The sequence below is a fragment of the Serratia sp. LACPHL-BACT-2024-00286 genome (genome assembly GCF_043109535.1).
Lineage (GTDB): Bacteria > Pseudomonadota > Gammaproteobacteria > Enterobacterales > Enterobacteriaceae > Serratia > Serratia sarumanii.
This window is the reverse complement of the sequence record NZ_JBICNA010000001.1, coordinates 486913-507978: the sequence shown is the minus strand read 5'-3', so window position 1 is coordinate 507978 and position 21066 is coordinate 486913. Positions and strand designations below refer to the sequence as shown.

At 59.5% G+C, this 21066-nt stretch carries 22 protein-coding genes; 15 read left to right on the top strand and 7 right to left on the bottom strand.

Annotated elements, in window-relative coordinates:
- The first annotated feature begins 5 nt into the window (after nucleotides 1–5).
- The 3 genes from trpB (at nucleotide 6) to ACF8MC_RS02515 (ending at nucleotide 2534) form a co-directional block, all read left to right on the top strand.
- Entirely contained in the window at nucleotides 6–1196 is a 1191-nt protein-coding gene (gene trpB, locus ACF8MC_RS02525; protein ID WP_033634762.1) for a tryptophan synthase subunit beta, read from the top strand.
- Nucleotides 1196–2002: a tryptophan synthase subunit alpha gene (trpA, locus tag ACF8MC_RS02520; RefSeq protein WP_164105008.1), complete on the top strand. Its 807-nt coding sequence runs from the start codon at nucleotides 1196–1198 to the stop codon at nucleotides 2000–2002. Before trpB ends, trpA begins: the two co-directional genes overlap by 1 nt.
- Nucleotides 2003–2219: 217 nt before the next feature.
- Complete coding sequence (locus ACF8MC_RS02515) at nucleotides 2220–2534, top strand: BON domain-containing protein (RefSeq protein WP_025303053.1); 315 nt, start codon at nucleotides 2220–2222, stop codon at nucleotides 2532–2534.
- A 44-nt stretch (nucleotides 2535–2578) separates the two neighbouring features.
- On the opposite strand, the gene ompW is transcribed toward ACF8MC_RS02515, so the two are convergent.
- A complete protein-coding gene (ompW, locus tag ACF8MC_RS02510) occupies nucleotides 2579–3211 on the bottom strand; it encodes an outer membrane protein OmpW (protein ID WP_004932076.1) in 633 nt (210 codons plus the stop codon).
- A 287-nt stretch (nucleotides 3212–3498) separates the two neighbouring features.
- On the opposite strand from ompW, the gene ACF8MC_RS02505 reads away from it, so the two are divergent.
- Nucleotides 3499–3939 carry a YkgJ family cysteine cluster protein gene (locus ACF8MC_RS02505; RefSeq protein ID WP_033634766.1) on the top strand — a complete coding sequence of 147 codons (441 nt, stop codon included), beginning with the start codon at nucleotides 3499–3501 and terminating at the stop codon, nucleotides 3937–3939.
- 34 nt (nucleotides 3940–3973) lie between these two features.
- Entirely contained in the window at nucleotides 3974–4726 is a 753-nt protein-coding gene (locus tag ACF8MC_RS02500) for a YciC family protein (RefSeq protein WP_033647584.1), read from the top strand.
- 52 nt (nucleotides 4727–4778) lie between these two features.
- Here ACF8MC_RS02500 and ACF8MC_RS02495 read toward each other — a convergent pair whose 3' ends face one another.
- Nucleotides 4779–6482 (bottom strand): SulP family inorganic anion transporter, encoded by a 1704-nt coding sequence (locus ACF8MC_RS02495; RefSeq protein ID WP_033634768.1) that lies wholly within the window; start codon nucleotides 6480–6482, stop codon nucleotides 4779–4781.
- Nucleotides 6483–6703: 221 nt separating this feature from the next.
- Between ACF8MC_RS02495 and ACF8MC_RS02490 the strand changes: the two genes are divergently transcribed.
- Together ACF8MC_RS02490 and yciA are read left to right on the top strand one after the other, a co-directional pair.
- Nucleotides 6704–7243, top strand: coding sequence for a septation protein A (locus ACF8MC_RS02490; protein ID WP_004932082.1), 540 nt, complete (start codon nucleotides 6704–6706; stop codon nucleotides 7241–7243).
- 76 nt (nucleotides 7244–7319) lie between these two features.
- The gene (gene yciA, locus ACF8MC_RS02485) at nucleotides 7320–7748 is read left to right on the top strand and encodes an acyl-CoA thioester hydrolase YciA (RefSeq protein ID WP_004932085.1); all 429 of its coding nucleotides are present in this window, start codon (nucleotides 7320–7322) and stop codon (nucleotides 7746–7748) included.
- 67 nt (nucleotides 7749–7815) lie between these two features.
- On the opposite strand, the gene tonB is transcribed toward yciA, so the two are convergent.
- Together tonB and ACF8MC_RS02475 are read right to left on the bottom strand one after the other, a co-directional pair.
- Nucleotides 7816–8559: a TonB system transport protein TonB gene (tonB, locus tag ACF8MC_RS02480; RefSeq protein WP_016927510.1), complete on the bottom strand. Its 744-nt coding sequence runs from the start codon at nucleotides 8557–8559 to the stop codon at nucleotides 7816–7818.
- Nucleotides 8560–8795: 236 nt separating this feature from the next.
- Nucleotides 8796–9449: an epoxyqueuosine reductase QueH gene (locus ACF8MC_RS02475; protein WP_025303057.1), complete on the bottom strand. Its 654-nt coding sequence runs from the start codon at nucleotides 9447–9449 to the stop codon at nucleotides 8796–8798.
- Between the two features lie 175 nt (nucleotides 9450–9624).
- On the opposite strand from ACF8MC_RS02475, the gene ACF8MC_RS02470 reads away from it, so the two are divergent.
- Both ACF8MC_RS02470 and ACF8MC_RS02465 read left to right on the top strand, forming a co-directional pair.
- Nucleotides 9625–9921 (top strand): YciI family protein, encoded by a 297-nt coding sequence (locus ACF8MC_RS02470; RefSeq protein WP_033634770.1) that lies wholly within the window; start codon nucleotides 9625–9627, stop codon nucleotides 9919–9921.
- 172 nt (nucleotides 9922–10093) lie between these two features.
- Nucleotides 10094–11035 carry an amidohydrolase family protein gene (locus tag ACF8MC_RS02465; protein WP_039565837.1) on the top strand — a complete coding sequence of 314 codons (942 nt, stop codon included), beginning with the start codon at nucleotides 10094–10096 and terminating at the stop codon, nucleotides 11033–11035.
- Nucleotides 11036–11068: 33 nt separating this feature from the next.
- Here the strand turns inward: ACF8MC_RS02465 and ACF8MC_RS02460 are convergent, their stop codons facing one another.
- On the bottom strand, nucleotides 11069–11935 hold the full coding sequence (locus ACF8MC_RS02460; RefSeq protein WP_047567139.1) for a LysR substrate-binding domain-containing protein: 867 nt from the start codon (nucleotides 11933–11935) through the stop codon (nucleotides 11069–11071).
- Nucleotides 11936–12027: 92 nt separating this feature from the next.
- Here ACF8MC_RS02460 and ACF8MC_RS02455 point away from each other — a divergent pair, with 92 nt between their 5' ends.
- On the top strand, nucleotides 12028–12978 hold the full coding sequence (locus ACF8MC_RS02455; protein WP_239506345.1) for a DMT family transporter: 951 nt from the start codon (nucleotides 12028–12030) through the stop codon (nucleotides 12976–12978).
- Nucleotides 12979–12995: 17 nt separating this feature from the next.
- Here ACF8MC_RS02455 and ACF8MC_RS02450 read toward each other — a convergent pair whose 3' ends face one another.
- A complete protein-coding gene (locus ACF8MC_RS02450) occupies nucleotides 12996–13997 on the bottom strand; it encodes a LacI family DNA-binding transcriptional regulator (RefSeq protein WP_039565832.1) in 1002 nt (333 codons plus the stop codon).
- Nucleotides 13998–14067: 70 nt separating this feature from the next.
- On the bottom strand, nucleotides 14068–14622 hold the full coding sequence (locus tag ACF8MC_RS02445) for a D-lyxose/D-mannose family sugar isomerase (protein WP_164105009.1): 555 nt from the start codon (nucleotides 14620–14622) through the stop codon (nucleotides 14068–14070).
- 228 nt (nucleotides 14623–14850) lie between these two features.
- Between ACF8MC_RS02445 and ACF8MC_RS02440 the strand changes: the two genes are divergently transcribed.
- The 5 genes from ACF8MC_RS02440 to ACF8MC_RS02420 all read left to right on the top strand — a co-directional run bounded on the left by ACF8MC_RS02440 (nucleotide 14851) and on the right by ACF8MC_RS02420 (nucleotide 21005).
- Entirely contained in the window at nucleotides 14851–15885 is a 1035-nt protein-coding gene (locus ACF8MC_RS02440; RefSeq protein WP_033634775.1) for an NAD(P)-dependent alcohol dehydrogenase, read from the top strand.
- 4 nt (nucleotides 15886–15889) lie between these two features.
- The gene (gene xylB / locus ACF8MC_RS02435) at nucleotides 15890–17407 is read left to right on the top strand and encodes a xylulokinase (protein ID WP_164105010.1); all 1518 of its coding nucleotides are present in this window, start codon (nucleotides 15890–15892) and stop codon (nucleotides 17405–17407) included.
- Nucleotides 17404–18909, top strand: coding sequence for a sugar ABC transporter ATP-binding protein (locus ACF8MC_RS02430; RefSeq protein WP_164105011.1), 1506 nt, complete (start codon nucleotides 17404–17406; stop codon nucleotides 18907–18909). The genes xylB and ACF8MC_RS02430 overlap by 4 nt, the downstream gene beginning before the upstream one ends.
- Nucleotides 18910–18986: 77 nt before the next feature.
- The gene (locus ACF8MC_RS02425; protein WP_016927501.1) at nucleotides 18987–19964 is read left to right on the top strand and encodes an ABC transporter permease; all 978 of its coding nucleotides are present in this window, start codon (nucleotides 18987–18989) and stop codon (nucleotides 19962–19964) included.
- 33 nt (nucleotides 19965–19997) lie between these two features.
- A complete protein-coding gene (locus ACF8MC_RS02420) occupies nucleotides 19998–21005 on the top strand; it encodes a substrate-binding domain-containing protein (protein ID WP_033634778.1) in 1008 nt (335 codons plus the stop codon).
- Nucleotides 21006–21066: the final 61 nt, after the last annotated feature.

The following is a 21066-nucleotide window of genomic DNA, read 5'->3' as shown; positions in this document are numbered from 1 at the left end:
CTCTCATGACGCTGCTTAACCCCTACTTCGGCGAATTTGGTGGCCAATACGTGCCGCAAATTCTGATGCCGGCCCTGAAACAACTGGAAGAAGCCTTTGTCAGCGCCCAGCGCGATCCGGCATTCCAGGCGGAATTTATCGATCTGCTGAAGAACTACGCGGGCCGCCCGACGGCGCTGACGCTGTGTAAAAACCTCACCGCCGGCAGCAACACCAAGCTGTACCTGAAGCGTGAAGACCTGCTGCACGGCGGCGCGCACAAGACCAACCAGGTGCTGGGCCAGGCGTTGCTGGCCAAGCGCATGGGCAAAACCGAGATCATCGCGGAAACCGGCGCCGGCCAACACGGCGTCGCTTCGGCGTTGGCCTGCGCGCTGCTCGGCCTGAAATGCCGCATCTATATGGGGGCCAAAGACGTCGAGCGCCAGTCGCCTAACGTGTTCCGCATGCGGCTGATGGGCGCGGAAGTGATCCCGGTGCACAGCGGCTCAGCCACCCTGAAAGACGCCTGCAACGAAGCGCTGCGCGACTGGTCCGGCAGCTATGAAACCGCGCACTATATGCTCGGCACCGCCGCCGGCCCGCATCCGTACCCTACCATCGTGCGTGAATTCCAGCGCATGATCGGCGAAGAAACCAAAGCGCAGGTGCTGGAGCGCGAAGGCCGCCTGCCGGATGCGGTCATCGCCTGCGTCGGCGGCGGCTCCAACGCCATCGGCATGTTCGCCGATTTTATCGATGACGCCGACGTTGGGCTGATCGGCGTGGAACCTGCCGGCCTGGGCATCGAAACCGGCCAGCACGGCGCGCCGCTGAAGCACGGCCACGTCGGCATCTACTTCGGCATGAAAGCGCCGATGATGCAGACCGCCGAAGGCCAGATTGAAGAATCCTATTCAATTTCCGCCGGGCTGGACTTCCCGTCCGTCGGGCCGCAGCACGCCTACCTGAACAGCACCGGCCGCGCCGAATACGTGTCGATCACCGACGACGAAGCGCTGGAAGCGTTCAAGGCGCTGTCGCGCCATGAAGGCATCATCCCGGCGCTGGAATCCTCGCACGCCCTGGCGCACGCGCTGAAAATGATCCGTGAAACGCCGCAGAAAGAGCAGATCCTGGTGGTCAACCTGTCCGGCCGCGGCGACAAAGACATATTTACCGTTCACGACATTTTGAAAGCACGGGGAGAAATCTGATGGAACGTTATCAGCAACTGTTCACGCGTCTGGAAAGCAGCAAGGAAGGCGCCTTCGTCCCGTTCGTGACGCTGGGCGATCCTAATCCGGCGCTGTCGCTGCAGATTATCGACACCCTGATCGAAGCCGGCGCGGACGCGCTGGAGCTGGGCATCCCCTTCTCCGATCCGCTGGCGGATGGCCCCACCATCCAGAGCGCGACGCTGCGCGCCTTCGCCGCCGGCGTCACGCCGACCCAGTGCTTCGAGATGCTGGCGACCATCCGCCAGAAGCACCCGACCATTCCCATCGGCCTGCTGATGTACGCCAACCTGGTGTTCCATAAAGGCATCGATGCGTTTTACCAACGCTGCGCCGAAGTGGGCGTGGACTCGGTACTGGTCGCCGACGTGCCGTTTGAAGAGTCTGCGCCGTTCCGCGCCGCCGCCACGCGCCACGGCATCGCGCCGATCTTCATCTGCCCGCCGAACGCCGATGACGATCTGCTGCGGGAAATCGCGTCGCACGGCCGCGGCTACACCTATCTGCTGTCGCGTGCCGGCGTCACCGGTACCGAAAGCCGGGCGCAGCTGCCGTTGCATCACCTGGTGAACAAGCTGCGCGAGTACCACGCCGCGCCGCCGCTGCAAGGCTTCGGCATCTCCGAACCCGAGCAGGTGAAGGCCGCGCTGCAGGCCGGGGCCGCCGGCGCGATCTCCGGCTCGGCAATCGTCAAAATCATCGAACAGCACCATGCCAACCCGGCGGAGATGCTGACCAGGCTGGCGGCCTTCGTCAGCAATATGAAGCGCGCCACCCGGGCGTGATCCTCTTCAGCGAGCGCCCTGCCGGCGCTCGCTTTAACAGCTTGTTTCCCCTCAAAGTTTGTTCCATTTATTTACAGCAAAAATTTGAACAAACCCAGGTCTTGTCTCACAATGAACTTTGTTCGCTATGCATTTCTTCGTTTGATTTGGGGAATGCGCCCGCTGCGGCGAAAAACCGTAGCGAATTTCAACCATAACATTGCATGGAGAGTAATTTATGAAGCTGTTTAAAACCCTTTCGGCCTTGTGCATGGCAGCCGTTGTGGCGGTCGCGGTGAGCGCTTGCGCGCCGACGGCAAAATCTGAGGGAACGGGCGGTTATATCGATGACACGGTGGTCACCACCAAAGTGAAATCGGCACTGCTGGCGGATAAAAACATCAAGTCACGCGAAATCAGCGTGGAAACCTTTAAAGGGCGCGTACAGCTGAGCGGCTTCGTGACGTCCAGCGATGACGCCAACCGTGCGGTGCAGGTCACACGCGGCGTGGCCGGCGTGAAATCGGTTGAAAACGTAATGCAGATTAAATAATACCGACACAGGGAGGCGCAACGCCTCCCTGCTTGGAGCCTTCATCAGAAGCGGTACCCCGCCCCGAACATGAACACCCACGGATCCAAACGCGTATCGAAGCTGTGGTGCCCACCATTCGCATCGTTGAAGCGAGTTTTGGTTTCGATATTCATCCACCACACCGACATGTTCAGCATCCAGTGCTCATCCAGGTTGTAATCCAGGCCGGCCTGCGCCGCCACACCCCAGGAATCTTTTAGATCGAGATTGCTCAACCCGGCGCTTTTGCCGTAGTCGTTGAACTTCTCATCGAAGAAAGTGGTGTAGTTAACGCCGACGCCCAGGTAAGGACGCAGTTTGTCCTGCTTATCGCCGAAGTAGTATTGCGCCATCAGCGTAGGCGGCAACTGGTGAACGGTCGCCAGATCGGTGCCGCCCAGCGTCACCTTGTGGCGGAATGGCGTTGCGGCCAACAACTCAACGCCGATGTTGTCCGTCACCATATAACCGAAGGTCAGACCGAGCTGGGTGTTGTTTTTCGCATCCAGCGAACCCAACCCCAGCACGTTGTCCGAACCCGCATTTGGACGCACCGTCGCGGTGCCCGCGCGGAACAGGAAATCACCGGCCTGATGCGCACTTGCCAACATAGGCGCCATCATCGTCGCCAATACCATCAGAGTTGTCTTTTTCATTATCCATTCCATTTGTGTGGTTAATCGCTCGAGGGGGGAATATACCTACTTTCGGGTATTTGTGATCCCATCGAGATCACATCTTATGTGTAAAAATTTAAAATCCTACTAAAAACAAGGTTACCTAACCGCCTAATAAATCAAGGATTGATCTGCATCAAAAAATCGATTTTGTTGCAAATTATCTACATGTTCAAATTTCGGTTGCGGAGAAAATTGCGGCTGAGGTAATTTCATTTTCCGTGTTGGTTTTGGTTGGTGCCGTGAGGAGTCGGCGGGCAATCAAGATGAGCGAAATCCTTAATCCCTGTGTCAGCTGCGGCGCATGCTGCGGTTATTTTCGAGTGTCATTCTATTGGGCCGAAGCCGAAGACGGCGGCGGCACCGTCCCTCTTTCCCTGACGGAGCCTTTAACCCCGTTCCTGCGCTGCATGCAGGGGACCAACAGCAAGTCCCCTCGCTGCAACGCGCTGGACGGCGAGATCGGCAAAGCCGTGTCCTGCTCGATCTACCTCAATCGGCCCAGCCCGTGCAGAGAGTTCGATCAGTCCGGTGAAAACGGCCTGCGCAACGAAGCCTGCGATCGCGCCCGGGAACGCTACGGCCTGCCGCCCTTGCCGGTGCCCCTGCCGCTGTCGCTGCCTGAGACGACGATCGTTGAAGAAATAGGCGTAGTGCAATTCGCGGGGTGCCACAGCGGCGTGGAACAGGGTACAATCACCCACTGATTTATCTCTGTTTTCCCGACGCCAAGGAGTCTGCATGTCTATCACGGCCAACGCTTTGTACCGTGACAGTTTTAACTTTTTACGCAACCAACTGGCCAGCATCCTGATGCTGGCGTTGTTGACGGCGTTTATCTCCGTGCTGCTGAATCAGGCCTTCAGCCCCGATGCCGAACAGTTGGCGACGCTCGCTGCCACCACCAGCGATTTCGCTTCGTCTACCGGTATGGGCATTCAGGAAGTGATCCAGCAGATGACGCCGGAACAGCAGATGGTGTTGCTGAAAGTGTCGGCGGCCGCCACCTTCTCCGCGCTGGTCGGCAACGTGCTGCTGGTCGGCGGGATGTTGACGCTGATTCGTCTGGTGTCGCAAGGGCAACGCACCAGCGCCCTGCGCGCGCTCGGCGCCTCGGCGCCCGACTTGCCGCGCCTGCTGCTGCTGCTGTTTATCTGCACCCTGCTGATCCAGCTTGGCCTGACGCTGTTTGTGGTGCCGGGCGTGCTGATGGCGATCGCCTTCGCGCTGGCGCCGGTGATCGCCTCGGTCGACAAGAAAGGCGTGTTCGCTTCGCTCAAGCTGAGCAGCAAACTGGCCTTCGCCAATGCGCGCGTGATCGTGCCGGCGATGATGCTGTGGCTGGCGGCCAAACTGCTGGTGCTGTTTTTGGTGAGCCATCTGTCGGTGCTGACGCCGAACGTCGCCAGCGTGGTGTTGACCGCGTTGAGCAACCTGGTGTCTGCCCTGCTGCTGATCTACCTGTTCCGCCTGTATATGCTGCTGCGCGGCTAACGCCGGCGTCAGCGAAAATCAAGGGGCACGCTTCGGCGCGCCCCTTTTTTGTTTACCCCATCACGGCGGCTTCCGCCTGCTCCTTACTCTGAATCAGCTTCAGCGCCAGATACAGATCCGGCACCAAAATCAGCTCTTTGTCGCGCCCTAAGCGGTTGATGCGGAACCAACGCGTCAGTTCGGTGCGACGCCCCGCCAGCACCAGTCTAACGTTACGCTGTAACAGATCGCGTTTCAGTTCGTCTATGGCCGCCAACACGCTGATATCGGCATGGGTAAAACTGGCCACCGCGTCCACCACCACCCAACGCGGCTGGAACGGCGTGCCGTCGACCAAATTGAGAATGCGGCGTTTGAAGTACGCCACGTTGAAATAGGTCAGGGGCGAATTGAAACGATACATCATGACGCCGGGCACCGCCTTCACCCCATTGTTGTTGCCCATGGAGTGGATCATGCCTTCGTCGTTGACGCCCAGCAGCTGTTCCGTCGGCCGGAAGACGGTGCGCAGAAACTGCATCAATCCCAGCAACACCGCCAGCCCGATGCCGCTGATCACCCCCACCAGCAGCACGCTGAGGAAGGTAAACAGCGCCAGGCGGAACGCCTGCGCGTTGCGACGGCGCAAGATCCAGATGCCGCGGATGTCCAGCAGTGACCAGGCCGCATACATCAGCACTACCCCCAATCCCGCCACCGGAATAAACTGCAGCGGCGACATCAGGAACAGCAAGACGAAGGCGATTACCGCGGCGGCGATGATCGACACCAGCTGGCTCTTGCCGCCGTTGGCGTCATTCACCGCGGTGCGCGAGTCTGCGCCGCTGATGGCGAAACCTTGCGACAGCGCAGAGACGATATTCACCAGCCCCAGCGCGCGAAACTCGGCGTCGGCGTTCACCTCATAACCGTTTTTGGCGGCAAAGCTGCGGGCGGTGAGCATCATGCTGACAAAGCTCACCACCGCCAGGTTGAGCGCCGGGATCACCATGTCACGCAGCAGCCCCGGCTGAAAATCCGGCCACTGGACGATCGGCAACACGCCGCTGAAACCGCCCACCGTCACCACGCCATGCTGTTGCAGGCCGCCCGCCCAGGTCACGAACGCCGCCAGCACGATGGCGAACAGCGGTGCCGGCCAGTTAGGCCGCCATTTTTTAAATCCGAGCAGCGTCACCAGCGTCAATAACGACACCGCCATCGTCAGCCAGTCGCTGTGCAGCAGGTTGCCGGGCAGCGCGTAGATGCGCTCGATCAGCTGCGCCGGGCGCACCGTGAACCCCAACACCTTGCCGATCTGATCGACCATAATGGTGATCGCCACCCCGTTCAGCAACCCGCTGAGGATCGGCCGCGACAGCAGATCCGCCAGCGCCCCCAGCTTGAACCGGCTGGCCAGCAGGCACCAGCCGCCCATCATGGCGGTCATCATGATGGTCAGTTGCCAATGGCGCTCCATATTGCCCGCCGCCAGCGGCGTCACCACCGCGGCGATCACCGCACAGGTGGCGGCGTCGGGCCCGACGATCAGCTGGCGTGACGATCCGAACAGCGCATAGGCCACCATCGGCAAAATACAGGAATAGAGCCCCACCACCGGGCTGACCCCGGCCAGCTCGGCATAGGCGATGGCCACCGGCAAGGCGACGGCGGCGACGGAAAGGCCGGCGCGAATATCCGGCTTGAGCCAACTGCGTTGATAGCCCAATAAATGCGTCAAACCCGGCGTCAGGGCCTGGAGAGATTTCCACTGCATGCTGTTTTCCGCGGTAAATTATCTGGTTATTATGCTACTTACTATGCGGCCTGCGGCACGCGCTGGCAATGCGCCCGCGCTTTCTCGCGTAAGTTTATGCAAATTCCTGCTTTCGCGGCAGAAATCCGCCGGCCAAACGCCGATAATCGGCAGCGCCCGGCGGTACACAGAGCTCGCCGAATCCGGTATAGTCGGCCGATGAACAGATGATGGATTGATTTATGAAGCAGTTTCTTGATTTCCTCCCGTTAATTGTCTTTTTCGCTTTTTACAAGCTGTACGATATTTACGTCGCTTCCGGCGCGTTGATCGTCGCTACCGCACTAGCGCTGGTGTTCACCTGGGTTAAATACCGCAAGGTCGAGAAGATGACGCTGATCACCTTCCTGATGGTGCTGGTGTTCGGTACCCTGACGCTGGTGTTCCACAACGATTTGTTCATCAAATGGAAGGTCACGGTGATTTACGCGCTGTTCGCGCTGGCGCTGCTGATCAGCCAATGGGTGCTCAAAAAACCGCTGGTTCAGCGCATGCTGGGCAAAGAGCTGACGCTGCCGGACAAAGTGTGGAGCAACCTTAACCTGGCCTGGGCGGTCTTCTTCCTGGCCTGCGGCCTGGCGAACATCTATGTCGCCTTCTGGCTGCCGCAAAGCGTCTGGGTCAATTTCAAAGTCTTTGGCCTGACGGTGCTGACGCTGGTCTTCACCCTCCTCAGCGGTATCTATATTTACCGGCACATGCCGGAAGAACAGAAAAAATAGTTACAAAATTGTTAATGCCTGCGGCGCTTGTCGCGGGCAGTATGATGTTATTCCCTCCTTTTAAAAGCAGACTGCTATGACACAACAACGACCTTTACCCAGCGGCGAGCTGGTGCTGCGCACGCTGGCGATGCCGGCCGATACCAATGCCAACGGTGATATCTTCGGCGGCTGGCTGATGTCGCAAATGGATATCGGCGGCGCCATCCAGGCAAAAGAGATCGCCGAAGGGCGCGTGGTGACCGTGCGCGTGGACGGCATGACCTTCCTGAAACCGGTGGCGGTAGGTGATGTGGTTTGCTGCTATGCGCACTGCATCCGTACCGGGCGCAGCTCGATCACCATCAATATCGAAGTGTGGGTCAAGAAAGTCTCCTCCGCCCCGATCGGCCAGCGCTACCGGGCGACCGAAGCGGTGTTCACCTATGTGGCTGTCGATGCGGAAGGCAACTCGCGCGCGCTGCCTGAGGGCAAAATGAATTTCCGCGTCGGCTTCGAAGAATAAACTGACGCTACGCCGCAAATGCAAAAAGGGTCGCCGAGGCGACCCTTTCTTTTTGTGTTGACCGAACTCAGTTCAATTCAGTCGTGCCGTTCAGCTTGAAGCGGATAGTGACGGTGCGATCTTTCGCTTCTTTGGCTTCATAGCGCCACTTGCGCATCGCCTGCTTCACTTCACGCTCAAACATGTTGCGCGGCTCGGCCGACAAGATGCGCACGTTGCTCACGCGCCCGTCGCTGTCGATATCGAACTGTACCCGCACGTTGCCTTCGATCTGCAAAGCCTGGGCCCGCGGCGGATAGAGCGGATTGGCGCGGCTGATCGGCCTTGGCCCGACCTCGCGCGAGTTGCCCTGCACCGGCGCAGCAGGCGCCTGTTTCACCGGCGCTTTATCGATCGGCTTGGCCGGCGAATCGTTGTTGAACGGCGACGGCTCGCGCGGCTCGACCTTCTTCGGCTCCGGTTTGACCTGTTTTTCGACCTTCGGCTTCGGCTTAGGCTTCGGTTTCGGCTTGACCGGCTCCGGCTTCACGATCGCCTTCGGCGGCGGCTCCACGATAGGCTCCGGTTCTGGCTCCGGCTCAGGTTCGACCTGCGGCGGTTCCGGCTCGGCCGGCGCCGGCGGTGGCGGTTCAGCCATCGCGGCGGTGTTGACCATCATGACGCTGATCGGCGCGTCCTCTGGCTTCGGCAGCTCCACCACTTCTTTTACCGAAGCGTAAAGCAATCCCGCCACCAGGGCGCTGTGCAGGCCTACGGACAAGACGAAAGGCACGGATATACGGCGATTAAGGAACATCTTTTTTAGCGGCATAATGATTCTGTTTCCTCTGGTTCGCCAAGTTTAAATGCAAATAGCAATCATATTCAATAACGAAAGGCAAACTATCGCTTTAATCGTCAGTATGCGCGGCTAAAACCAGCAAACTCATAAGGATATTAACCTGGCCGTTGCTTTTTTATCGCCGGAACACCACGCTTCATTAACGTTTCGCCTGGCGTCAAAAAGTAAAAAACCCGCCGTAGCGGGTTGATTGCGGTGATTAAGCGTTATTCTTCATCGCCATAGTAAAGCACGCCCAGCTTGATCAGCGGCCGCCCTTGCGCCTTGCGGTGCAGGTTGGTGTCGCGCAGCGAATAGACGCAGCCGCAGTATTCCTGCTGATAGAAGCGTTCGCGCTTGCTGATCTCTATCATGCGCGACGAACCGCCCTTCTTGCGCCAGTTGTAATCCCAGTACACCAGGTCAGGATACTTTTCCGCCGCGCGAATGCCGCAGTCGGTGATCTGCTGCATGTTCTTCCAGCGCGAAATGCCGAGCGAGCTGGAGATGGTGTCGTAACCGTGCTCATGCGCATACAGCGCCGTGCGCTCGAAACGCATGTCGAAACACATGGTGCAGCGGATACCGCGCTCCGGCTCATTCTCCATCCCCTTGGCGCGGGCGAACCAGTTGTCGGTATCGTAATCGGCATCGATGATCGGCACCCCGTGCTGCTCGGCGAAGCGGATGTTCTCTTCCTTGCGCAGCAGATACTCTTTTTGCGGATGAATATTGGGGTTATAGAAGAAAATGGCGTACTCGATCCCGGAGGCCTGGATCGCTTCCATTACCTCGCCGGAACAGGGCGCGCAGCACGAATGCAGCAGCAGTTTGCTTTTGCCCGCCGGCAAATCGAGTTTTTCCCTTACCAGTTCCGTCATGTCCTCACCTCAATGGCATATCAGTTTAAGCGCGCCGCACTATACGAATAAAAAGTAGCGGCTTCAAGGCATAAGCGCCAATCCGCCGGGAAATTCGCCCTACGCCGTTCCCCTGTCGCGCCTTTTGCGCTACCTTGGTAGCACCGTTTTATAGCCATGATTTTAAAGGTGAAAAATGCTTTATCTGATCTACGCGCAAGACGTCCCCAACTCGCTGGAAAATCGTCTGGCGGTGCGTCCGGCACACCTGGCGCGCCTGCAGGCGCTGCGCGACGCCGGTCGCCTGGTGGTCGCCGGCCCTAACCCGGCCATCGACAGCAACGATCCCGGCGCCGCCGGCTTTACCGGTTCGACGGTGATCGCCGAATTCGAGTCGCTGGCGCAAGCCCAGGCCTGGGCGCAACAAGATCCCTATATCGCCGCCGGTGTCTATGCCGACGTGACGGTGAAACCGTTCAAGCAGGTGTTCTGATCTCCAGCCCTCCCAATACCGGGAACGCCCGTTCGCGCGCCGTTCCCGGATCAATGCGTGCTCTCACCCTAACCCGTCGGTAGAAAAAATGCTCTCCCTTCAGGAGGCGTCGCGTCGCCCGCCTATACTCTCCTGAACCCGCGGCATCGCCGCGAAGCCGGGAGATAGACCGATGCGACTCGACGTACACGCTCACCTGTGGAGCACAGAGTATCTGGATCTTTTGCAAGCGCATGGCGTGCACGACGTGGCCGCCTATCGGCAACTGGGCGCCGGCCGCACCGAGCGCGAACTCGACGCGCGCTTCGCCCTGCTGGACAGCGCCGGCATCGACATGCAAATCCTGTCGGCGACGCCGCTGTCGCCGCATCTGGAAGACGAACAGGCGGCCGTTGATGCCGCACGCCGGATCAATGATGAATATGCGGAACTGGTAGCGCGTTATCCCACCCGCTTTCGGGCTATCGCTTCTTTGCCGCTGCCGCATATCGACGCGGCGTTGCTCGAGCTTGAAAGGGCCTTTACCCAGCTCAATATGCTGGGCGCCTGCATCACCACCTCGGTGCTCGGGCTGTCTATTGCCAACCCGCTGTTCGAGCCGCTCTATCAGGAACTCAATCGCCGCCACAGCGTGCTGGCCATTCATCCCGCCGGCCGCGGCGCGCATTCGCCGCTGATCGCCGATTACGCTTTGACCTGGTCGATTGGCGCGCCGATCGAAGATACAGTCGCCGCCATGCACTTTATCCTCCACGGCATCCCCCAACGCTTTCCGGAGATGAAAATCATTGTGCCGCACCTGGGCGGCCTGCTGCCGATGACGCTGGAGCGTCTCGACCAAACCGTCGCGTGGGAAGCGCCGCATACGCCGGAACCGCCGAGCCGCGCCGCTCTGCGCATGTGGTACGACACGGTAGGCCACGATCAGGTGCCCGCGTTGCAAGCGGCGGCGGCGACCTTCGGCGCAGAGCGGCTGCTGTTCGGCACCGATTTCCCGTTCCAGCCGGGCGACCTGTTTCAAACCACGGTGGACTACATCCGCCGTGCGGGTTTGCCGGAGGCAGACGTGAACGCCATTTTGGATCGCAATGCGGCGGCGGTGTTTGGGCTATAGGATGTGAGGCAGCCCTCCCAGGTTTGGCCGCGCTTACTGCGCGATGCGTTCACCGGTCTGAAAATACTCGCCGATGACTTTCTCCAGCATCGTCGTCGCAGGCTCGCCGTCGGCGGCGAAAGAGCGCAGCAGCTGTACCTCATACGGCGCGACCGGTGGCAACTCTTCGAGTATCCGCATCGCGCCAGAGAGCCGCGCCCGATCGAGCAACGTGACGGCCAGCCCCGCCTCTACGCACGAGGCCACCACGCTGGCCGAGGGACTGCTTAAAATGACCCGCCATGGCCGCCCCGCGGCCGTCAACGCCTCGAGCATCGCTTCGCGATAAGGGCAATCGGCGGCATGCAACGCCAGCGGCAGCGGCCGGTTAGCCTGCAGCGCCAGCGAACGGCCTCCGGCCCACACCGGCGCAGTCACCGCAAGCGGTGTCTGGCACTGTCTCCCCGAGGGTTGAACCACCAGCGCAAGATGCAGCCGATTACGGCCAATTTGTTCCGCCAGCGCCTGGCTGGCGGCGGTAGAGACTTCCAGCTCCACTGCGGGAAAACTGTCGGCAAACCGCGGCAAAATATGGCGTATCACATGAGAAGCGTACTCATCGGGCAATCCCAATTTGATATGGCCGCTCAGCGGCGCGCCCTGCAGCTCCCGCAGAATATCGTCATGGGCGTTCAGCAGCCCGAGCGTCGAGGCCAGCAGCCTGTTCCCCAGCGGCGTCAGCGCCACGGACTGATTGTCACGCTCCAGCAGGCGCCCGCCCGCCAGCTGTTCCAGGCGCTGGATATGCACGCTCACGGCGGCGGGGCTGCGATTGACAAATGCCGCCGCCGCGCGAAATTGCCCCAAACGCGCAATGGCGTGAAAAGTGCGCAAGAGATCGATATCCAATGTCGGCCGCATAATTTAACTCCATTAAACAACTAAACAAAAATTATTCGATTTATTAAATTATAGCCACTCACTACCATCGGGCGGAAAAGGAGGTGACCACCATGTCCCTGCCACAATTCCGCCCCTCTTCCCACTGCGGCAAAGCCGCCCTCTGGCTGGCTGCGGCCGAGGTTCTGCTGATCGTGGCCTGGAGCTCCGGTTTCGTCGGCATCCGCTTCGCCGCCGATTACGCGCCGGTGTTGCTGGTGGCGTTCTGGCGCTGCGTGGTGGTCGCGTTCGCGCTGCTGCCGTTTAGCCTGAGCGCCATAAGGCGCGCATCTCCGCTGACGGTAGCTGTTCACGCCGGGATCGGGTTGCTCGCCATGACCGGTTACCTGACCGGCGTCAGCAAAGGCATTGAATATGGCGTGCCGGCCGGGCTGGCCGCGCTCATCGCCGATTTGCTCCCTCTCGGCACGGCGCTGCTGAGCATGCTGGTGCAACGTCGCCTGCCCGATGGCCGCGTCTGGTTCGGGTTAACATTGGGGGTTAGCGGGGTAACGCTAGCGACCGGCAGCGCCATCTCATGGGGAAACGCCCCAATGTGGAGCTACTTGTTGCCGCTGGCGGGGATGCTGTCGCTGGCGCTGGCGACGCTGTGGCAGCAAAGGCTGCCGCAGACGCAGGCAATGAGTTTGCCGGCCGCGCTGGGGATACAAAGCGTGGTTTCAGCACTGGCTTTCGCCGCGATGGCCGGCGCTGAAGGCCCGTTGCTGCCAACCATGACGACGGGTTTTGTGATCGGCGTGCTTTGGACCGCGCTGCTGGCGACGCTGGGCGGCTACGGGCTGTACTGGTTTTGTCTAAGGCTCACCTCTGCGCTGCGCGTGACGAGCCTGCTGTTTCTCAGTCCCTTCGTCACTTTCTGCTGGGCATGGTTAATGTTCGATGAGCCCCTTTCCTGGCCGATGCTGCTGGGCGCGGCGGCCGCAGGAAGCGGTTTGTGGTTGCTAATCCGTCCCGCCGGGGGGATGAGCCGTAAACGGCGCAACGCGCTGAAAAATGACGGGTAAAGCGAACGGCGCCGCCGCTACGCGATGAGTTTTCCCCGCACCACCACCTTGCCCGGCTTGATATCGGGGTCGGCAATGCGCCGGATCGCCAGATTCAACGCTTGCCAGGCGATCTCTTGCAAATCATGCGACACGCAGGGGAAATGAAAACCGTAGATCTCAGCATGTGAAACCTCATCGATGCTGAACAGCGACACGTCCTGCATCAACGGCAGCCGGTGTTCAATGCAGGCCTTGATAATGCCCAGGGAGATCTGGTTATTGCAGCCGACGAAAAAGTCCGGTGCGCGGTTATTGGCCAGCCAACGGCTCGTTTCTTGCCAGGCGACATCCATAAAGAAATCGGCATACAGCACTTCAAGCGACGCCACCTTGCCTTGTAATGCCGCTTGCAAGCCAGTGACCCTGTCACGCGCCACGTTGGAGTTTTCCGGCCCGGAGACCACCACCACCCGCTGCGCCTTCTGTTCCAGCAGCCAGCGCCCCGCCTGGAGGCCGCAGTCCAGGTTATCGATATACACCCCGCTGCAGTGGCGATTGTCCAGCTCCCGGTCGATCAGCACCACCGGAATATTCAAGGTTTCCAACCGTTTTAGGTAGGAAGGCTGGTACAGATGATCGTTGGAAATGACCGAGAGAATGATCGCATCGACGTTGTAGCCAATCAGTTTGTCGATGATTCTGTCTTCGCTTTCCTGAGACTCATAGGAGTCGAACACCAGGGTGTCGTATCCCATTTTTTGCGCTTCAAGCGTCATCAGCCGCGTCAGGCCGCCAAAGAACGGGTTGGCCATATCAGGGTTGACGATACCGATGGTTCTGCTGCTTTTTGCCCGCAGGTTACGCGCCGCGGCATTGACCACATAGCCGAGCTCGGCAGCGGTCTCCCGAATGCGGCGCAGCGTTTCCGGATGAACTTTGTCCGGCTGTGAAAATGCCCGCGACGCGGTGATTTTACTGACGTTTGCCTGTGCGGCGACGCTAGCCAGCGTCGCTTTCCGTCCTCGACCCACTGCCAAATGCAGCTCCTTAGCTTTGAGTATCATTTTGTACCATTAACAACATCATGACAGAACTTTCATCGTGGCGCTAATGGTTTACGCCCGCCAGGCGGTTAATCCGGGGATCGGTAAAGATATCCAGCTCGTCACGGCTCTCGGAAGAGAACTCGGACACCACCGCCCCCCGCTTTCCAGCCTGAAACCAGTGCCGGGTATTGGGCGCGATGGTGTATTGCTCGCCCGGCCGCAAGAGGATATAGCGATTGCAGGTATACCAAGGCTCCGCACCCTCTGGTACCCGGCATACCGGTTCGCCGCCGGCGTCATTAAGCGTCAGGTTTTCATCATCGACAAACAGAAACACCTCGCCCCAACGGCAGCGAAACGTCTCTTGCTTGCCCGGCGTGCCGGCGAAAGGAGGATGCAAATGTTCCGGGCAAGTCTGCTCTGGAAACAGCACCAACTCTTTCGCACAATAGCGAGGCGAGTTGACATAGGTCAGCAGTTGCAGCCCTGAGGCGGGATAGTCGGCCAGACCAAATGTCGCAATTTCAATACGTTGCCGTTCTTCTTCGGTCAGAATAATGTCCGCCTTGCGCAAATATTCCAGCGTAGCGGCCATGGCGGTTTGTCGTTTGTTCATCATTTCCCCTGCAAAGTAACGGTATCGATATCAACACGCTGATATTAAAACCGTCATTGCATCGCCGATTTTGTGATCGTTATCCCCATATTGAATAACAACCCACCAGCAAAATTAACTCTCGTCGAGTAATTCCAACATCGATCACAGTTTACCCCTTCGCTTTGGCCCAATATCGCCGCATTGAAATGATACCGTTACCATAAAAATGATTCACCAGGAGGCAATATGAAAGCATTAGTGTTGGCCAAAGCGGGGGAAATCGCTATCGAGGACGTCCAGCTTGCCGAAACGCTGGGCCCCGATGATGTGCAGATAAAAATTCATTCCGTGGGCATCTGCGGCAGTGATGTGCACTATTACCAACATGGCCGCATTGGCCCGTTCGTGGTTAACGCCCCGATGGTGCTCGGCCATGAAGCCTCCGGCGTGGTGCTCGCGACAGGTAAAAACGTCACTCACCTCAGCATCGGCGATCGCGTTTGCATGGAGCCCGGCATTCCCGATCTCAACTCGGCGCAGACGCGCGCCGGTATTTACAACCTTGACCCGGCCGTTCGCTTCTGGGCGACGCCGCCGGTACACGGTTGCCTGCGCGAAACCGTCATCCACCCTGCCGCCTTCACGTTCAAATTGCCGGACAACGTCAGTTTCGCTGAAGGCGCCATGGTGGAACCCTTAGCCATCGGCATGCAAGCGGCCACCAAAGCCGGGATCAAACCCGGCGATATCGCGCTGGTGATCGGCGCCGGGCCGATCGGCGTGGTCACCGCCCTCGCGGCGCTGGCGGGCGGCTGCTCGGACGTCATTATTTGCGATCTGTTCGACGAAAAACTCGCCGTTGCGGCCAGTTACGAGGGGCTGCACGCCGTCAATATCAAAACCGGCGACCTGGCGGGGAAAGTGGCCGCCCTCACCAGCGGCAATGGCGCCGATGTCGTGTTTGAATGCAGCGGCGCGAAACCGGCTATCGCTACGCTGGCCGAACATGCGGCGCCCGGGGCGACCGCCGTGCTGGTCGGCATGCCGATCGATGCCGCGCCGCTGGATATCGTCGCCGCGCAGGCCAAGGAAATTACCTTCAAGACCATTTTCCGCTACGCCAACATGTACCCACGCACGCTGCGGCTGTTGAGCAGCGGCAAGCTGCGCGTCCAGCCGTTGATAAGCCAAACCTACAAGTTCTCCGACAGCGTGGCGGCCTTCGAGCGCGCGGCGGCGGGACATGCCTCAGACATCAAAATCATGCTGGAGATGGAGTGATCCTATGGCGCTCTATGCTGGCATAGACTGCGGTACGCAAGGCACGAAAGTCGTGATTGTCGACAGCACACAGGGCGTGATCCTCGGTGAGGGCAACGCCCCTCACCGTCTCATCAGCCAAGCCAATGGCCGGCGCGAACAGGAGGCCGACTGGTGGATTGAGGCGCTAGTCATCGCTTTTCGCCAAGCCGTGACTCACGCCGGCGTTGATGCACGGGAGATTCACGCTCTGGGGGTATCGGGCCAACAACATGGGTTTGTGCCGCTGGACACAGACGGCAACGTGCTGCACAGCGTCAAGCTGTGGTGCGATACCGAAACCGCAGAAGAAAACGAACGGCTCCTGCAACAGCTCGGCGGAGCCAACGGCTCGCAGGAAACGCTTGGCCTGCGGATCGCCACCGGTTATACCGCGTCAAAAATCCTTTGGTTCAAGACGCACCATCCGGCGCTGTGGGCACAACTGCATACCGTGTTGTTGCCCCATGACTACTTGAACTTCTGGCTGACCGGGGAGCGCGTAGCGGAATATGGCGACGCTTCCGGCACCGGGTTGTTCGATGTGCGCACCCGTCGCTGGAGCAAAACCGCCGTCGATCTCATCGACGACAGCGGCCGCCTGTGGCAAGCCCTGCCGCCGCTCAAAAGCGCGGAGTGCTGCATCGGCACGGTGCGCCCCGCCGCGGCGGAAAAACTCGGCCTCGGCCCGGCAGTGCGGGTCTCGACCGGCGGCGGCGACAACATGATGGCGGCCATCGGTTCCGGCAACATCGAGGCCGGCACCCTCACCCTGAGCCTGGGCACCTCCGGCACGCTGTTCGCCTGGTCCGCCGCCCCCGTCACGGCGGAATCGGACATGATTGCCGGCTTCTGCTCCAGCACCAACGGGTGGCTGCCATTGATTTGCACCATGAATGTCACCTCGGCCACCACCGCGGTACAAACGCTGCTGGACCAAGATCTTGCCGGCTTTAACGCTTTGCTGGCGCAGGCTTCGCCCGGCGCAGGCGGTGTCGAGATGCTGCCGTTCTTCAATGGCGAACGCGTTCCGCCATTGCCCCACGCGCGCGCCAGCCTGCACAACCTTGATAGCGACAACTTTACCCGCGCCAATCTCTGCCTGGCGGTGGTCGAAAGCGCCACGTATGGGTTGCGCTATGGCATCGAGCTGTTTCGCCGTCAGGGCATCGAAGCGCGCGAAATCCGCCTCACCGGCGGCGGCGCCCGCAGCGCCGCCTGGCGACAAATCGTCGCGGACGTAATGGGATGCCCGGTGGTCTGTCTGAAAGCCAAAGAGACCGCGGCGCTGGGCGGCGCCATTCAGGCGATGTGGGCGACGATGTTGGCCGACGATCCGCGCCGGAACGCCGCCGCATTGCTGGCCGAACTGTGCCAACGCTTCGTTGCGCTGGATGAGGCCACGCGCACGCCGCCAAACGCCGGCAGGCAGGCGCAATACGAGACGCTTTATCAACGCTACCTGCAACGCTTGCAGCAGACCTATCCGGAGGTGCAACTGTGACGCGAGATCCCCATACGCCAGCGCCCGCCTACCTGCTGGAGGTCAGCGGCGTCAGGAAAGCCTTCGGCCCGGTCGTGGCGCTCAAGAATGCGGAGTTTTGCCTGCGGCGCGGATCCATCCATGCCCTGTGCGGCGGCAACGGCGCGGGTAAATCCACCTTTCTCAGCATTCTGATGGGCTTTATTCAACCCGACGGCGGCGACATTTTTATCAATGGCCAACGCTGCGAATTTCATCATCCGCGGGAAGCCCTCAATGCCGGCATCGCCATCGTGCAGCAGGAGCTGAGCGCGATCCCGGATCTGACGGTGGCCGAAAACATTTGGCTGGGCCGCGAGCCGAGACGCCTGGGGTTCGTCGATTTCGCAACGCTCAACCAGCGCACGACCAGCCTGCTCAAAGAACTCGATTTCAAGATCGACGCCCGAGAAAAAATGCGCAACCTGAGCGTCGCCGAACAGCAGCTGGTCGAGATCGCCAAGGCGCTGTCGCATGCCAATGCCGACATCATCATCATGGATGAACCCACCTCGGCGATTGGCGAAGAGGATGCGCAGAAAATCTTTCAGACGCTTCAGCAACTGGCGGCAAAAGGTAAAGGCATTATTTACGTCTCTCACCGTTTGTCAGAGATATTCCAAATCGCGGACAGCTACACCATTTTCCGCGACGGCGCCTATATCCATGAAGGCTATATCGCCGACATTACCCGTGAACAGCTGATCGAACACATTATTGGCGGCGAGTACGACAGCGAGTTCGCCAAATTCAACCAGCCCGGCGAACAGGTCTTGCTGGCGGTCAATAACCTGTGTTGGCGCAACAAGATAAAAGATATCAGCCTGCAGTTGAAGCACGGTGAGATCCTGGGCATCTATGGGCTGGTGGGATCGGGCCGCAGTGAATTTCTCGATCTTATCTTCGGCATTCAGCATGCCGACAGCGGCACGATCCGCCTGGGTGACAAGACGCTGAACCGCCACTCTCCGCGCGAGGCCATCGACAGCGGTATTGCCTACGTGACGGAAGATCGCAAGGAAACCGGCCTGGTGCTGTGCCGTTCCGTCAGTGAAAACATCAATATCGCCTCTTTTGCCGCCATCAGCCGGATGGGGTTTGTCAGCGAGAAACGGGAGCAGGCGCGAACCCGCGACATGAGCCAGCGCTTCAACGTTAAAACCCACGACGGCGAACAGCCGGTGGGCAACCTGAGCGGCGGCAACCAGCAAAAAGTCGTGCTGGGCCGTTGGGCGCTGCTGGATCCGGAGGTTTTGCTGCTCGACGAGCCGACGCGCGGTATCGACGTCGGGGCCAAGAAAGAGATCTATCGATTTATGTCGGAGTTCGCCTTGCAAAACAAAGGGATCATTATGGTTTCCTCCGAGCTTTCGGAAATTATCGGCATGAGCGATCGCATATTGGTGTTTCGTGACGGGCAGTTGGCCGGCGAGCTTTCGGCAGCCGATGCGACCCAGGCAGCACTGATGAAACTTGCGGTTTAACAGAGAGAGAAAAAAAAATGAGCAGCGCCCACTCCTTATCACCAGGAATTTCATTTTTCACCCGCAATAAGCGCCGTATGCACAAATACGGCATTATCATCGCCTTTTTCGCCCTGTGCCTGATCGTGGCGCTGATTGGCGAATATCAGGTCGCTCAGGGGGCCTGGAGCAGCAACTATTTTCTCAGCAATGAAAACACCCTGATCGTCCTGCGCCAGGTCTCGATCAACGGCATTCTGGCGATCGGCATGACCTTCGTCATCATTACAGCAGGCGTCGATCTCTCCGTGGGCTCGGTGCTGGCGTTAAGCGGGATCGTCGCCGCCCGCTTCGCCACCAACAACAGCGGATTGGCTATCGGCGACACCGCGACCGCCGTTATGGCGCCGCTGATTGTGGCGCTGGGCATCGGCATCGTCTGCGGCCTGGTAAACGGCACCGTGTTAGCCCGTTATCGGCTGCAGCCGTTTATCGTCACCATGGGCATGCTCTCCGCGGCGCGCGGTTTAACCATGCTGACCACCAACGGCAATCCGGTATCGCAATTGAACAGCGATTTCCGCTGGTTAGGCAATGGCTATGTCGGCGGCGTTCCGGTGCCCGTCATCATCTTCATCGTGCTGTTCGCCCTCGCCTGGCTCGTGCTGAATAAAACCCTCTTCGGGCGCTACATCTACGCCGTCGGCGGCAACCCGAAGAGCGCGCGCACCTCGGGGATTAACGTGACCCGCATCAAAATACTGGTGTATACGCTGTGCGGCGCGCTGGCCGGCATCGCCGGCCTGATCCTCACGGCGCGCACCGGTTCGGCGCAGACCAATGCCGGCGCAGGGTATGAGCTGGACGCCATCGCGGCGGTGGTGATCGGCGGCACCAGCATGGCCGGCGGCGTCGGTACGCTGGTCGGCACCTTCTTCGGCGTGCTGATTATCGGGGTGATGAATAACGGCCTCGATCTGCTCGGCGTGCAGTCGTATTACCAACAAATTATCAAAGGCGCATTGATCGTCCTTGCCGTATTGCTCGACCCCTCGCGTAAGCAACAGCGCGATTAATAACATCAGACCCAACTCTACCAGGAGAAAACCATGAATAAGACCAAGATAGCGTTGTTTGCCTCTGCCCTGATGCTGGGCAGCCTGTCGGCAGCCCAGGCCGCCCCGGTTAAAATCGCGGTATTGATGTACGGCAACAAAGCCGAGTTCGTGCAATTGATGGAAAGGTTCGGGAAGGAACACCCGGCGGTGAAAAGCGGCGAAGCCGTGCTGACCTTCTACGATGGGCGTTATGATGCATCGGTGCAAAACGATCAGGCCGCCACCGCTATCCAGACACGCGCCGATGCCATTATCGTCAACCCTATGGATTTTGAGGCCAATATCGATATCGTCACCAATGCCAACGAGGCCAAAATCCCGGTGGTGGTCACCAATGCGCGCCTGAACACGGACGCGATGACGTCTGAAGTGGTGTCTAACGACGAGTTGGGGGGATATCTGGAAGCCAAAGCCGTACTGGACAAACTCGACTGCAAGAACCATAAGGTGAACGTAGTGATTATCGAAGGCCCGAAAGGCGGCAGCGGCGAGATCCAGCGCGGCAAGGGCAATGATAAAGCGATAGCCGAGTGCGGCGCTGGCCAGGTCACCGTGCTTGAACGCAAAACGGCCAACTGGTCACGCGCGGAAGCGCAGCCGCTGATGGAAAACTGGCTGCAGAAACATCGGGGCAAAATCAACGGCGTGATTGGCCAAAACGACGAGATGGCGCTGGGCGCTATCGAGGCGATTAAAGGCGCCGGCCTGAATGTGAAGGACTTCGCGATTGCCGGCGTTGACGGCGTTTCCGACGCGATTCATGCGGTGCAGGCCGGTGAAATGGTCTCTATCCTGCAAGATGCCAAAGGCCAGATGCAGGGGTCCATCGACGTCGCGCTGCGCGCCGTGAAAGGTGAAAGCTATCAGCCGCAGTCGGATATCTGGAAACAGTACGCCAAGGATCTGAAATGGGAAGGCGGCACGCAGAAGCATTACTACATTCCGTGGACCGTCGTCACCGCAGAGAACGCCCAATCGCTGTTGGACGCCCGTAAATAATCCCCCGCCCCCTGCCTCCAGGGGGCACCGCTTGGGCGTTTGCCTGCAAACAAAAAAAAGC